11 protein-coding genes are annotated in these 13389 nt (G+C 67.9%); 4 read left to right on the top strand and 7 right to left on the bottom strand.

The features are described 5' to 3' along the window. Nucleotides 1–51: 51 nt before the first annotated feature. The gene (locus OKQ63_RS09660; RefSeq protein ID WP_264213716.1) at nt 52–1242 is read right to left on the bottom strand and encodes a phosphoglycerate kinase; all 1191 of its coding nucleotides are present in this window, start codon (nt 1240–1242) and stop codon (nt 52–54) included. 139 nt (nt 1243–1381) lie between these two features. Between OKQ63_RS09660 and OKQ63_RS09655 the strand changes: the two genes are divergently transcribed. Both OKQ63_RS09655 and OKQ63_RS09650 read left to right on the top strand, forming a co-directional pair. After that, nucleotides 1382–1888, top strand: coding sequence for a peptidylprolyl isomerase (locus OKQ63_RS09655; protein ID WP_264213715.1), 507 nt, complete (start codon nt 1382–1384; stop codon nt 1886–1888). Next, a complete protein-coding gene (locus tag OKQ63_RS09650) occupies nt 1881–2429 on the top strand; it encodes a peptidylprolyl isomerase (RefSeq protein WP_264213714.1) in 549 nt (182 codons plus the stop codon). The genes OKQ63_RS09655 and OKQ63_RS09650 overlap by 8 nt, the downstream gene beginning before the upstream one ends. A gap of 349 nt (nt 2430–2778) precedes the next feature. Here the strand turns inward: OKQ63_RS09650 and OKQ63_RS09645 are convergent, their stop codons facing one another. From OKQ63_RS09645 to OKQ63_RS09620, 6 genes are all read right to left on the bottom strand, one after another. Continuing rightward, nucleotides 2779–4146 (bottom strand): calcium-binding protein, encoded by a 1368-nt coding sequence (locus OKQ63_RS09645; protein WP_264213713.1) that lies wholly within the window; start codon nt 4144–4146, stop codon nt 2779–2781. Between the two features lie 230 nt (nt 4147–4376). After that, complete coding sequence (locus tag OKQ63_RS09640) at nt 4377–4925, bottom strand: bactofilin family protein (RefSeq protein WP_264213712.1); 549 nt, start codon at nt 4923–4925, stop codon at nt 4377–4379. Next, nucleotides 4915–6246, bottom strand: coding sequence for a M23 family metallopeptidase (locus OKQ63_RS09635; RefSeq protein ID WP_264213711.1), 1332 nt, complete (start codon nt 6244–6246; stop codon nt 4915–4917). The genes OKQ63_RS09640 and OKQ63_RS09635 overlap by 11 nt, the downstream gene beginning before the upstream one ends. Nucleotides 6247–6456: 210 nt before the next feature. After that, entirely contained in the window at nt 6457–6966 is a 510-nt protein-coding gene (locus tag OKQ63_RS09630) for a ribosome modulation factor (protein WP_264213710.1), read from the bottom strand. A gap of 65 nt (nt 6967–7031) precedes the next feature. Next, a complete protein-coding gene (locus tag OKQ63_RS09625) occupies nt 7032–7874 on the bottom strand; it encodes a ferritin-like domain-containing protein (protein ID WP_264213709.1) in 843 nt (280 codons plus the stop codon). A gap of 258 nt (nt 7875–8132) precedes the next feature. Then, complete coding sequence (locus tag OKQ63_RS09620) at nt 8133–8594, bottom strand: peroxiredoxin (RefSeq protein ID WP_264213708.1); 462 nt, start codon at nt 8592–8594, stop codon at nt 8133–8135. Between the two features lie 52 nt (nt 8595–8646). On the opposite strand from OKQ63_RS09620, the gene OKQ63_RS09615 reads away from it, so the two are divergent. Beyond that, the gene (locus tag OKQ63_RS09615; protein ID WP_264213707.1) at nt 8647–12129 is read left to right on the top strand and encodes a YhdP family protein; all 3483 of its coding nucleotides are present in this window, start codon (nt 8647–8649) and stop codon (nt 12127–12129) included. Nucleotides 12130–12208: 79 nt separating this feature from the next. Then, the gene (gene queA / locus OKQ63_RS09610) at nt 12209–13294 is read left to right on the top strand and encodes a tRNA preQ1(34) S-adenosylmethionine ribosyltransferase-isomerase QueA (protein WP_264213706.1); all 1086 of its coding nucleotides are present in this window, start codon (nt 12209–12211) and stop codon (nt 13292–13294) included. The last annotated feature ends 95 nt before the right edge of the window (nt 13295–13389 follow it).

The raw sequence follows: 13389 nt of genomic DNA, 5'->3' as shown, positions 1-13389 counted from the left end.
CGCCAACCTGGCAGGCAGGCGCCCGCCCGGCGGACCGGGCGGGAAACGGTTTTACTGGTCCAGCGCCGCGACGCCGGGCAGGGTCTTGCCTTCCATCCATTCCAGGAAGGCGCCGCCGGCGGTGGAGATATAGGTGAAGTCGCCGGCCGCGCCGGAGGCGTTCAGCGCCGCCACGGTGTCGCCGCCGCCGGCCACAGAAATCAGCTGGCCGGAGCGGGTCATGGCTGCGGCCTTGAGTGCGGCGGCGTTGGTGGCGGCGTCGAACGGCTCCAGCTCGAATGCGCCCAGCGGGCCGTTCCAGATCAGGGTCTTGCTGGCTTCGAACACCTTGGTGATGCGGGCGAGGCTTGCGGGGCCTGCATCGAGGATCATGCCGTCCTCGGGGCACTGGTCGGCGGGCAGGACCTCATGCGCGGCGTGGGCTTCGAATTTCTTCGCCACCACGATGTCGGAGGGCAGGATGATCTCGCAGCCCGCGGCCTCGGCCTTGGCGAGGATTTCGGCTGCGGTGTCCTTCATGATGCGTTCGGCCAGCGAGATGCCGACCGGCAGGCCCTTGGCGACCAGGAAGGTGTTGGCCATGCCGCCGCCGATCACCAGGTGGTCGACCTTCTCGATCAGGTTGCCCAGCAGTTCCAGCTTGGTGGAGACCTTGGCACCGCCGACAACGGCGGTGACCGGGCGCTGCGGCTGGCCGAGCGCGCTTTCCAGCGCCTGCAGCTCGGCCTGCATCAGGCGGCCGGCGCAGGCGGGCAGCAGCCGGGCGATCGCCTCGGTCGAGGAATGGGCGCGGTGGGCGGCGGAGAAGGCATCGTTGCAGTAGACCTCGCCGAGGCGCGCCATGCCGGCCGCCAGCTCCGGATCGTTCTTGGTCTCGGTGGCGTGGAAGCGGGTGTTCTCCAGCAGCAGGACCTCGCCCGGCTGCAGCGCGTCCGCCGCGGCCTCGGCGCCGGCACCGACGCAGTCGGCGGCAAACAGCACCTTGGTTTCAAAGGCGCGTTCCAGCGTCGGCACCAGCTGGTTCAGCGACAGGTTCTCGCGGCGCTCGCCGCCGGGGCGGCCGAAGTGGGCCAAGAGGATCGGCTTGCCGCCGGCCGCCAGGATGTCGCGCACGGTGGGCGCGATCCGGCGGATGCGGGTCGAGTCCGTCACCACGCCGTCAACGATCGGCACGTTGATGTCCACGCGCACCAGCACGCGCTTGCCGTTCAGGTCCATGTCGTCGAGCGTTTTCCAGCCCATGTGCGAGCCCCCTTGTGGTGAAAGTGCAGGTAAATCCGGCCGTTGTTTCGGGGGTTTTTGCGCATCAGTCAATGCTCCCTTGGCATTTCCGGGGCTTGGGCTTAGGTATCTGTGCAAATTTCGACGACAGGAGGGCCCGATGGCCGAGATTAAAGATCCCGAAAACACCATCATCATGGAACTGAAAGACGGCAATGTGGTGATCGAGCTGCTGCCCGACGTGGCGCCCAAGCATGCCGAGCGGATGAAGGAACTGGCCCGGGCCGGCGAATACGACAACGTCTGCTTCCACCGGGTGATCGACGGGTTCATGGCGCAGACCGGCGACGTGGCCAACGGCGACATGGAAGACGGCTTCAACATCCGCATGGCGGGCACCGGCGGCTCGGAGCTGCCGAACCTGCCGGCCGAGTTCTCCAAGCTGCCGCATGACCGCGGCACCCTGGGCGCGGCCCGGTCCGCGAGCCCGGATTCGGCCAACTCGCAGTTCTTCATCAACTTCAAGGACAACCACTTCCTGAACGGCCAGTACACCGTGTACGGCCGGGTGATCGAAGGCATGGAGCATGTCGACGCCATCACCCGCGGCGAGCCGCCTGCAAGCCCGGACCGGATGATCTCGGTCAAGGTGGCGGCGGATGCGTAAGGCACTGTGCGCGCTGGCCCTGCTGGCGGCGGGGCCTGCCTTTGCCACCGGCCTCGAGATCGAGGTCGCGGGCGAAGCCGAGGGCACCATCAAGATCGACCTGTTCGAGGATGTGGCGCCCAAGCATGTGGAGCAGATCACCGCGCTGGCCGGCGAAGGCCAGTATGACGGGGTGGTGTTCCACCGGGTGATCGAGGGCTTCATGGCGCAGACCGGCGATGTCGAGTTCGGCAAGGCCGGCGGCGACATGCGCCGCGCCGGGCAGGGCGGCTCGGGCCGTCCCGACCTGCCGGCCGAGTTCTCGGAGCTGGCATTCGACCGCGGCGTGGTCGGCATGGCCCGCGCCCAGGACCCCAACAGCGCCAACTCGCAGTTCTTCATCATGTTCGAGCCGGGCCATTTCCTGAACGGCCAGTACACGGTTGTCGGCGAAGTGACCGAAGGCATGGATGTGGTCGACGCGATCAAGCGCGGCGAAGGCCCGAACGGCGCGGTGATCGGCCAGCCCGACAGCATGGCCAAGGTGAGTGTCACCGAATAAGGCAGCCCGCTGCCCCGCATGTTGAGAAGGCCCGTTTCCCGGCGCGGGAAGCGGGCCTTTTCTGTCTGCGCTTCGGGGGGCGGTCAGCCGGCGTCGCATCCGCGTGCAGGCCCTCGGGTCAGCAGCCTGAAAGGCGCCAGAGCGGCAGAGACGCCGTGCTGGGACGGGAGATGCCGTGCGCGGCCCTGCGGCGTCCTGTGGCGGGCCGTCAGCCGGGCGGGATGCGGCGCGTGAGGTGATGTGCGCCTTTGCCGTCCGCGCCTTCTGGCGGGACGGCAAGTGGATGCTGAAAAAGCAGCAGGCGCGCCGCAGCGGGCGCGCCTTGGAAAGCTCAGAGCGGTCCGGGGGATCAGAACAGGAAGTTGTCGGCATCCTGCAGCTGGGCCAGGGTGATGTCCTCGACAAGGATGGTCACATCCGCAAAGGAGACCAGCACGTCGCCGCCCTGCCTTTGGAACTCGAGATCCGCGATGTCCGCAGCCCCGCGGCCGATCTGGATCCGGTCTGTTCCCGCCAGAAAATCCTGGATGGTATCGTTGCCGTGGCCGCTGCGGAAAGCGAAGATGTCTTCGCCGATGCCGCCAGTCAGAATGTCGTCGCCTTCCTCGCCCAGCAGGACATCGCGGCCGGTCTGGCCGTTGAGTACATCCTGGCCTTTGCCGCCCTTCAGCGTATCGCTGCCGCTGCCGCCGTCCAGCGTGTCAGCGTTCCTGCCGCCATCGAGGGAATCGGTCCCGCCATTGCCTGACAGATGGTCGCGGCCGTCATCGCCGGACAGGCCGTCATCGCCGGCGCCGCCGGTCAGGCTGTCATTGCCGGTGCCGCCTGAAAGCGTGTCGCGGCCGGTCTGGCCATTCAGAATGTCGTTGCCGGTGCCGCCGATCAGCTTGTCGTTTCCGTCGTTGCCGGACAGGCGGTCCGACGCATCGCCGCCATGCAGATAGTCGTGGCCGCTGCCGCCCTTCAGGGTGTCATTGCCGTTGTGGCCCTTGAGCTTGTCGTTGCCGGCTTCGCCGAGCAGAAGGTCCCTGCCGGAGAGGCCGGAAATGGAATCGTTGCCGCCGCCGCCGAGAAGGACATCGTTTGCGGTGGCGCTTCTTGTATCGCCATTCAGCGCGTTGGCGGACGCGGTGCCTGCTTTCAGGCTGACGGTGCGGTCGGTGAACTGCAAAAGCTCGATGGAGGTCAGGGAGTCGCGGCCGTCCGGCCCGTCCAAATAGACCCGGCTGTAACTGGTCGAGAAGCCGGTGCCGGCAAAGCGGCCGTCAACGATCAGCCGGTCAGTGCCGCTGCCGCCGTCGATGTGATCACTGCCGCTGCCGGCATTGATGGTGTCGTTGCCGGCGCCGAGCGACCAGGAGCTGCCGCGGCTCGAGGTGATGCTGAACAGGTCATTCCCGCCGGTGGCATCGCGTTCGAAAGAGCTGCTGTAGATGTTGGAATAGCTGGTGAAGGAAACATCCATGCCAGTTGCGGAGAACGCTGTGGAACCGTTTATCTGGAATGTGATGCTGGTGATCGTGCCATAGACTGACGACCCGAACACACTGAAGCTTCCCGTGAAGGAGGCCGAGAAAGGGCTGCCGCTGGAATTGCTTCCCTCAATGACCACGTGATTGCTGTTCACGGTGGTCGCAGTTGCATTGAGGATCCGATAGGTCTGGAGATCGCGGACGTCCCAGCTGTTGCTGGAATCGGTGACTGTGAATGTTGCCATTGCGCTTTTTCCCTTGCAGCAGCCGGTATCAGCAGGTTGATTTGGCGGGTGCCTGCTCAACTTGGGCGTCAGAAAGCAAAATGCGCCGGATATAGCAAGGCAAGGGAGGCCCCGGCGGCGGGAAACGTTGCGAAAATGCGGCTGTCTGGCGAATGCAAAAAACGCCGCAGGGTGTCACCTGCGGCGTTCCGAATGCGGGGCCGGGCCGGGCCCTTGGCCGCTGCGGCCGTTCAGCCTTCTGCTTTGTGGGCCTTGGTGGCGGCCTGAACCGCAGCCGACGGCGCGGGCGCGGCGGCGGGTGCGGCGGCGGCCGCCGGGGCGGATTTGCGGCCGCCCGGGTTCAGCGGGTCGTCCTGGCGCTGCACGGAGCCTTCGAAATGGGCGCCGCTCTCGATTGCGATGGTCTTGTGGATGATGTCGCCCTCGACGCGGGCGGTGGAGGTCAGGCGCACCTTGAGGCCGCGCACCCGGCCGACGATGCGGCCGTTGATCACCACGTCGTCGGCGGTGACTTCGCCCTTGATGGTGGCGGTCTCGCCCACGGTCAGCAGATGCGCGCGGATGTCGCCTTCGACGGTGCCTTCGACCTGGATGTCGCCGGTGGTCTTGACGTTGCCGGTGATGTGCAGATCCGAGCTCAGCAGCGATGCGGCGGGCTTGGCCTTGGGCGCGCTGGACTTGTAGTCGCTGGCTGCCGGTGCAGCCGGCGCCGCAGCGGGTGCCGGGGTTGCTTCGGCCTGCTTCGGCCCGGGCTCGTTGATTTTGCTCTTAGAAAACATTTCTCGCAGCCTTGATGTAGGTCATGGGGTTTACAGGTTGCCCGTTGACCCTGACCTCGTAATGGAGGTGGGTCCCGGTGGACCGTCCGGTGTTACCCATATCAGCAATGTGATCCCCGCGCGAGACCCTTTGGCCCACTGACACGCGGAGTTTCGAGTTATGGGCATATTTCGTTTCGATGCCAAAGGCGTGCCGGATGGTGACCAGCCGGCCGTAGCCCGATTGCCAGCCCGCATGGGTCACGACGCCATCGGCGGTGGCAAAGATATCGGTGCCGGTGCGGCCGGCAAAATCCGATCCCTTGTGCAGGCGGCGGCCGCCGGTCTTGGGATCGCGGCGGTAGCCGTAGCCGGAGGTCTGGCGCACCTGGCCGAGGTTGACCGGCGTCGCAAAGGGCGCCTGCTGGGCGGCCAGCCGGTACAGGTTCAGCTGATCCAGCTTGGCCAGGATGCTGTTGGCGCGCAGCTCTTCCGCGGTGGGTTCCTCGCCGCGGGTGGACATCGCCAGCGGCTCGAGCGGCCCGCCCTGGCCGTTGTAGCCGCGCCGCACCTGCTCGAGGATACGGTCCGGCGGCATGCCTGCGTTGCGGAACATCTTGTCGAGCGGGGTGACCGACACCTCTACCGCTTCCTCCAGCTGGCGGAAGATCTGGCTGTTGCGCTCGTCCATCAGCTGCAGTTCCAGCTCCAGCTCGTTGCGCTGGCTGATGGCGTCGTGCGCATCGGCCATGATCCGGTCGCGTTCCGCGGCGGTGTCGCTCAGCGCGCCTGCCAGCATGCCCATCTGCGCCGCGGCGCTGGCCATGGCGGCATGGGCGGCGTTTTCGTCCTGGGTCTCTTCCTTCAGCTGCGCCAGCGAGCTGCGGGCGGTGTCGCGCTGGCGCATGGTGTCGCGCAGGGTGGTCTGGATCACCTCGATGCCGGTTTCCAGCTCGCGGCGGCGGGTTTCCGAGGCCAGCAGCTCCGATTGCATCATCGAGATCTGCGCCAGCGCGGCGTTGAACCGCTCCTGCGCGGCCAGGGCCTCCTCGGCGCGGGCATCCCGTTCGTCGGAAATGGCATTGAGCCGCTCGCGGTAGGTCTGCTGGTCGCGCTTGGCCAGTTCGCGGAAATTGCCGGCGCCGATGCTGTCCATCAGCACGATGGCGGTGGCAACGATGCTCCAGGCGACAAACAGGGTGATGCCGGCCACCGCGATCAGCTGGGTTTCCGAGCGCAGCCGGATGAAGCGGGTGTCGCTGTCGGATTTCAGGAAGACCCGCCGCTCCGGGAAGCGGCGTTCGAGAAAGGCGTGAATTCTGATCGCGAGCCGTGTGCGCAATGTCCGTTCCCTGTCCCGTGTCGCGCCGGCGCCGCAGGGCGGATCCGGTGCCTTGGGCGAAGTGAATAGACAGGGCAGCCCGATTGGGCAAGCCTGTTGACCCATCGGGCGGGGATCGGCGGGGGCGGGTTCCGCAATCGGCAGGATCTTGCCGAAAGCAGGCGGAAACAGGCTGGCCGCTGGCCGCCGGCGCCTGCAGCGGCGCGGGGATCAGCCCTGCTGTTCGTCCAGCGCTTCCATCCAGCCGTTTTCCCAGGACAGGTGGTCGATGCTGTCAAAGGCATAGGGGTTGGCGGTGAAGCGCTGGCCGCTGCGCCGGGCCAGGTAGCCCTCATCATAGCTTGCGGGCCGCGGGTCCATGCCGCAGGGCTGGTGCGCGGTGGCCCGCAGGTGGGCGGCAAACTCGGGGTAGCGGGCAAGGTCGGTCTGGTCGAGCCCGTCGGGATGGCGCTGCAGCGCGGTGCGGCCGCGGCTGGTGAGCTGCCAGCTGCCGGGGCCGGCCGGTTCCAGGATTCGGGCGATTTCGAGATCCGACAGATGCCCGGCCAGGCGGCCGCGCAATGCCTCCGGCGGCAGGCCCGGGGTTTCGCCGGCCTGCCGGAACAGGGCCGCCAGGGCCTCTTCGCAGCTGTCCAGCGTGACCGGTCCGGTGCCGGCCCTGTGCAGGATCAATGCCACAAGGCTGGCGGTGCTCAGCAATGGAAAGTCGTTCTCGAACATCGGGCCGTATCCGCGCTGCCGGAAGTCCAGTCTACGGTGCAAGGCGGCGCAGGTAAAGACAGCAGTCAGCCGCCCGGGCGCGTCCCGGCCTCATCGGCCAGCGGCCAGTAGAAATCGGGCGGCAGGCCCGCGTCGGCGCGCTTTTCCTCGTTGAACGGCGGTTTCAGCGCGCCGCGGAAATACTTGCGCACCAGGGCGTGGAACACCTCCTTGGGGTCCAGGTTGCCGCGGCCGCAGAGGAAGTTGAACCACTTGGAGCCATAGGCGACATGGCCGACCTCCTCGGCATAGATCACCTCCAGCGCCTCGACGGCCTGGGTGACGCCTGCCTTGCGGAAGATCCCGATCATGCCGGGGGTCACGTCCAGCCCGCGGGCCTCCAGCACCATCGGCACCACCGCAAGGCGGCCCATCAGGTCCTCCGCCGTGTCCTCCGCCGCGCGCCACATGCCGGCATGGGCCGGCAGGGCGCCGTAAGAGCTGCCGAGCGCTTCAAGGCAGTCGCACATCAGGTTGAAATGCTTGGATTCCTCATCCGCGGCCTTCACCCAGTCGTCAAAGAAGCCGAGCGGCATCGGCACATGCGGGAACCGCGCGATGAGATCCCAGTGCAGGTCGACGGCATTGAGTTCGATATGGGCCACGGCGTGCAACAGCGCGATGCGGCCGGCCTCGGAGCCCGGCTTGCGCTTGGGCACGTCGCGCGGGTTCAGCAGTTCGGGTTTCGCAGGCCGGGCCGGGTGCTTCGGCGGCGCCGCGGTGCCGACCGGGATCTCCGGCGCGTCACCGTTTCTGAAGGCAAACCAGTCGGCCGCGTGGCGGCGCGACAGGGCGGTTTTCTCCCGCCCGTCTGCGGTGGTCAGCACCTCGGCGGCGCGTTCGGCTAGCGAAAGGGGCTGATTGGTCATGCTGGATCTCCTCAATCGGCGGGCTGCGCCGGGTTCACCTGATTTGACGGGGGAAGTCCAGTGCAGAAACCGGGGGCGCTCCCGCGCCTGCGGGGGATCAGCAGGCTGATCCCCCTAGCAGCCTTGGGCCCGGCAGCGCGCGGGCCGCGCGCTGCGCGCCGCCCCGGGGGCGGCGCCGGGCCCAACAGCGGCGGCTGCGCCCGGCAGGGCGCGGGCAGAGCTGGCGGGAGTGCTCTGCCAGACCCAGGCGGCGCGGGATCAGAGGGCGCGGACCGCTGCGAGCACCTCGTCGGCGTGACCGTCGACCTTGACCTTGCGCCACACCCTTGCAATCCGCCCCTCGGCATCGATCAGGAAGGTCGAGCGCTCGATCCCCCAATGTTTCTTGCCGTACATGCTCTTTTCCTTCCAGACGCCGTAATCCTCGCAGACCGTGCTGTCCGCATCGGACAGCAGCGGCGTCGCCAGCCCGTGTTTCGCGGTGAAATTCTCATGCTTCTTCAGGCTGTCCTTGGAAATTCCGAAAACCTGCGCACCGGCATCGGCAAAGGCCTGCAAAGCCTCTGAAAAGGCGATGGATTCTTTGGTGCAGCCGGGGGTATTATCGCGGGGATAGAAGAACAGCACCACGGGCGCGCCCCGGAGGCTGGACAAAGCGACCTCTCCGCCGCCGCCGCGGGGCAGGGTAAAGGAAGGGGCGGGATCTGAAACATCGGGCATCGGCCTGGCTCCGGTCTGTATTGCGCAATTCACTGCGCCGCATACTTAACCGATGAGCAGCAAAGGGAAAGCTGAGATCAAACCTGCCGCCGAGAATAACCGGGCCGCCGCTGAGGCGGTGCCCGTCCGCGGCCCGGAACCGGTTGCGGGTTCGGGCGGGGCGGCGGCGGCGTCCGCCGCGGCCGGGCCTGCGCGCCGCCGCTGGCGCTGGCGGCTGCTGCGCGGCCTGGTCTGGCTGCTGGCGCTGCTGAGCTTTCTGGGCGCCGGTGCCATCTATTTCGGGATCGGCACCCGGCTCGATGCGCCGCAGTGGCTGCGGCAGCGGGTCGAGACCCGGATCGAGCGGCACCTGAACGGGCTGCAGATCGAATTCGGTGCCATCCATGTGGTGATGGACGAGGGATGGCGGCCGCGGGTCAGCCTGAAGGACGTGGTGCTGCGCCATCCCGACGGCGCGGTGTTCGCGCAGCTCGCCGATGCCCAGGCCAGCCTGGCGATGCGGCCGCTGCTGCGCGGCAGGATCCAGCCCAAGCGGATCGTGCTGAACGGGCTGTTCGCGGCGCTGCGGCGCAGCAAGGACGGCAGTTTCGCCCTGAGTTTTGCCACGGGCGGGCTGCCGTACCGGCAGGCGGGCAACCTGGCGCAGCTGATCGAGCAATGGGACAGCCAGCTGCAGAAACCGGTGCTGGCGGCACTGGCCAGCGTCGAGACCAGCGCCCTGACGCTGTCGTACACCGATGACCGGCTGGGCCGCGCCTGGACCCTGGACGGCGGCGGCATCCGGCTGCAGCGCAGCGGCAGCGCGGTGTCGCTGTCGGCGGTGTTCTCGGTGCTGAGCGGACGCGGCGATGTCGGCACGCTGGAGGCCGGCTACAGTTCCGACGTCGGCAGCCCGGAGGCGGAGTTCGGGATCCTGGTCTCCGGCATCGCCAGCGAGGACATTGCCCTGCAAAGCCCGGCGCTTGGCTGGCTCGGGGTGCTGCGGGCGCCGATTTCCGGCTCCCTGCGGGGCGGCGTGCTCAGCAGCGGCGAAATCGCGCCGGTGCAGGCCAGCCTGCGGATCGGCGAAGGCGTGATCCAGCCTGCGGCGCAGACCCGGCCGGTGCCGATCACCGGCGCGCGCAGCTACTTCACCTATGACCCGGCAGCGCAGGTGCTGGAGTTCTCCGAGCTGAGCATCGAAAGCGGCTGGGGCTCCGGGGTGATGCGGGGCCAGGCCAGCCTGGCCGGGATCGAGAACGGGCAGCTGACCGGGCTGGCGGGCCAGCTGCGGTTTTCCGACCTCGAACTGAACCCGCGCCGCCTGTTCGAGACTCCGGTGGAATTTCCCGGCGTCGATGCGGATTTCGACCTGAGCCTGAAACCGTTCCGGCTGCGGCTGGGGGAGATGCTGGTGCGGGACGGGGACAGCCGGATCCATTTCGACGGGGTGATCGGTGCCGGGCCGGACGGCTGGGATTATGACCTGAACGGGCGTGTCGACCAGGCCTCCGTCCAGCGCGTCAAGGAGCTGTGGCCGGAGCTGCTGGCACCGAAACCGCGAACCTGGGTGCGTGAGAACCTGCGGTCGGGGCAAGTGCGCGATGTCGGGTTCCACATGCGCGGGCGCGGCAGCGGCAAGCCCTTCATTAGCCTGGACCTGGCTTTTGCAGAGGCGGAGGTTCTGTTCCAGAAGTTCATGCCGCCGGTCCGCGGCGCGTCCGGCCAGCTCAGCCTGTACGGGCAGCGCTTTGCCGTGACGGCCTCCGGCGGCACCGTCACCGCGGAGCAGGGCGGCGCAGTGGAGGTGGCGGGCACCTCTTTCATCATCCCGGATGTATCGGCCAAGGACGGGACTCCGGGGATCGCCCGGATCGCGGCGCGCGGCTCTGCGACCGCGGCGCTGTCGCTGCTGAACCGGGAACCGCTGCGGGTGATGGACAAGGCCGGGCTGCCGGTGGATCTGGCCGAGGGGCAGGTGGAGGCCGAGGGCACGCTGGCGCTGCCGCTGCAAAAAGACGTGCCGGCCGAGGACATCCTTTATCATTACCGCGGCCGGATCCGCGGGGTGGAGAGCCGGGAACTGGTGCCGGGGCATGTGGCAGAAGCGGCGCTGCTGGAAGTCGAGGGCGACCAGGGCCGCGTCCGCATTTTTGGCGACGGCAGCCTGTCGGGCCTGCCGCTGAGCGCCAGCTGGGCACAGCAGATCGGCAAGGATGCCAGCCCGGACAGCCGGGTCGAGGGCCGCATCGAACTGTCGGCTGCGGCGGTTGCGGCGTTCAACCTGGGCCTGCCGCGCGGCGCGGTTTCCGGCACCGGGCAGGGGCGCTACTCGGTGGACTTGCAGCCGGGCGCGCCGCCGCAGCTGGAACTGGAATCCGATCTGGCCGGGCTTGGCCTCAGTATTCCGGAAATCGGCTGGCGCAAGGGCGCGGCGGCGACGGGCAGGCTGGTGCTTTCGGCAGAGCTGGGCGAGACCGCGACGGTGGACAGGCTGGAGCTTCAGGCGCCGGGGCTGGCGGCCGCCGGCCGGGTGACCACGCGCAAGGGCGGCGGGCTGGAGCAGGCCGCGTTCTCCTCGGCGCGGGCCGGCGACTGGTTCCGCGGGTCTGTCACCTTCCGCGGGCGCGGCGCGGCGCCGCCTGCAATCGAGGTGACCGGCGGCAGGCTGGATCTGAACCGTTCGCCGTTTTCGGCAACCTCGGCCGGCGGCAGCGGCGGCGGCGGCGCGTCCGGGCCGATTACCCTGCGGCTGCAGAACCTGCAGGTCACCGACAACATCGGGCTGCAGAATTTCCAGGGCCGGTTTTCCAGCCGCGGCGGCATCAACGGCGAATTCACCGCCCGGCTGAACGGCCAGACCCCGGTGGCAGGCACCGTGGTGCCGCAGAACGGCGGCACCGCCGCGCGGATCCGGGCCAATGATGCGGGCGGCGTGTTCCGCTCTGCCGGGATGTTCGCGCATGGCCGCGGCGGCCGGTTCGACATGACGCTGGTTCCGGCAGGCAGGCCGGGCGAATATGACGGCAAGGTCAGCGTGCGCAACATCCGGGTGCGCAATGCGCCCTCGATGGCAGCGATCCTGAATGCCATCAGCCTGGTGGGCCTGCTGGACGAGATGACCGGCCAGGGCATCCTGTTCACCAGCATGGAGGGACGGTTCCGGCTGGGCGCCTCGCATCTGATCCTGCACCAGAGCAGCGCTGTGGGCCCGTCGATGGGGCTGTCTCTGGATGGCAATTACGATCTGAACAGCAGCCGCCTGAACATGCGCGGCGTGATTTCGCCGATCTACCTTGTCAACGCGATCGGCCGGATCCTGGCGCCGCGCGATGGCGAGGGGCTGATCGGCTTCACCTTCACATTGCGCGGCACGGCGGATGATCCCGCGGTTTCGGTGAACCCGCTGGCGGGGCTGGCGCCCGGCTTCCTGCGGGAAATTTTCCGCGGCCCGGCGCCGAAGCTGCCGGGCCAGCAGCGTGCCTTCACCACCGAAGAAGAGGCAGCACAGGAAGAGCGCGGGCAATCCCGGACATCCAGAGATGCCGACAAGTAGCCCCGGCGCGCATTGCAGCCCTGACAAACAGTGAAAAACACCATAGATTTCCAGTGCAGCACATCCTATAGCGCGCGCCATGAAACTCAGTGATTTCGACTTTGACCTGCCCGACGACCTGATTGCCACCCGGCCTGCCCATCCGCGCAGCTCGGCGCGGCTGCTGGTGGCCGCGGACGGCGGCCTGCATGACGGCCGGGTGACCGATCTGGTGCAGTGGCTGAACCCCGGCGACCGGCTGGTGCTGAATGACACCAAGGTGATTCCGGCGCGGCTCAGCGGGCAGCGCCACCGCGACAGCGCCCAGGGGCCGGTGGCGGCCAGGATCGAGGCCACCCTGCTGGAGCCGCGCGCCGACGGCAGCTGGGCGGCGCTGCTGAAGCCGCTGAAGAAGATCCGGGAAGGCGAGGAGATCATCTTCTCCGAGCATCTGAGCGCCCGGCTGGAGGCCATCGCGGAGGGCCAGGGGCATCTGCGCTTCAACCTCAGCGGCACCGATTTCGACGCGGCGCTGGCGGAGGCCGGCGCGATGCCGCTGCCGCCCTATATCGCCGCCAAGCGTCCGGCGGACGAGCAGGACAAGACCGATTACCAGACCGTCTGGGCGCGCAATTCCGGCGCCGTGGCGGCGCCCACCGCCTCGCTGCATTTCGACGCGCCGCTGCTGGCGGCGCTGGAGGCCCGCGGGGTGGAGATTTCCTATGTCACCCTGCATGTGGGCGCGGGCACCTTCCTGCCGGTCAAGGTCGAGGATGTGACCACCCACCGGATGCATGCCGAGTGGGGCCGGGTCGGCGAACAGGCCGCGGCGGAGATTGCCGCCACCAAGGCGGCGGGCGGCCGGGTGATCCCGGTCGGCACCACCGCGCTGCGGCTGATCGAAAGCGCCGCCAGGGACGGGCAGATCCATGCTTGGGAAGGCGATACCGATATCTTCATCTACCCCGGTTTCGCCTTCCAGGTGGCGGATGCGCTGATGACCAATTTCCACCTGCCGAAATCGACGCTGCTGATGCTGGTGTCGGCGCTGATGGGGCAGGAGGAGGTCCGCCGGATCTATGCCCATGCGGTTGAAAACCGCTACCGGTTCTTCTCTTACGGCGACGCGTCGCTTTTGATCCCGGCCAGGGCGGTTACACCGCAGAAAAGCGGCGCGAATCCATAGACAAGCGGCATCAGCTCAGGCTCTGATGGCAACCACGGGGTCATGAAGCCGCAACCATAACCGGCGATAGCGTCAGCGCGGCCTTGATCGCCCGT

Source organism: Leisingera thetidis (genome assembly GCF_025857195.1).
Classification (GTDB): Bacteria; Pseudomonadota; Alphaproteobacteria; order Rhodobacterales; family Rhodobacteraceae; genus Leisingera; species Leisingera thetidis.
The sequence above is the reverse complement of the archived record's forward strand: the minus strand, read 5'-3'. Positions and strand labels throughout refer to the sequence as shown.

Excerpts from the sequence above, each read along its gene's own strand:
- OKQ63_RS09660 (WP_264213716.1), bottom strand. The coding sequence starts at position 1,242 with ATGGGCTGGAAAACGCTCGACGACATGGACCTGAACGGCAAGCGCGTG.
- OKQ63_RS09655 (WP_264213715.1), top strand. The coding sequence starts at position 1,382 with ATGGCCGAGATTAAAGATCCCGAAAACACCATCATCATGGAACTGAAA.
- OKQ63_RS09650 (WP_264213714.1), top strand. The coding sequence starts at position 1,881 with ATGCGTAAGGCACTGTGCGCGCTGGCCCTGCTGGCGGCGGGGCCTGCC.
- OKQ63_RS09645 (WP_264213713.1), bottom strand. The coding sequence starts at position 4,146 with ATGGCAACATTCACAGTCACCGATTCCAGCAACAGCTGGGACGTCCGC.
- OKQ63_RS09640 (WP_264213712.1), bottom strand. The coding sequence starts at position 4,925 with ATGTTTTCTAAGAGCAAAATCAACGAGCCCGGGCCGAAGCAGGCCGAA.
- OKQ63_RS09630 (WP_264213710.1), bottom strand. The coding sequence starts at position 6,966 with ATGTTCGAGAACGACTTTCCATTGCTGAGCACCGCCAGCCTTGTGGCA.
- OKQ63_RS09625 (WP_264213709.1), bottom strand. The coding sequence starts at position 7,874 with ATGACCAATCAGCCCCTTTCGCTAGCCGAACGCGCCGCCGAGGTGCTG.
- OKQ63_RS09620 (WP_264213708.1), bottom strand. The coding sequence starts at position 8,594 with ATGCCCGATGTTTCAGATCCCGCCCCTTCCTTTACCCTGCCCCGCGGC.
- OKQ63_RS09615 (WP_264213707.1), top strand. The coding sequence starts at position 8,647 with ATGAGCAGCAAAGGGAAAGCTGAGATCAAACCTGCCGCCGAGAATAAC.
- queA (WP_264213706.1), top strand. The coding sequence starts at position 12,209 with ATGAAACTCAGTGATTTCGACTTTGACCTGCCCGACGACCTGATTGCC.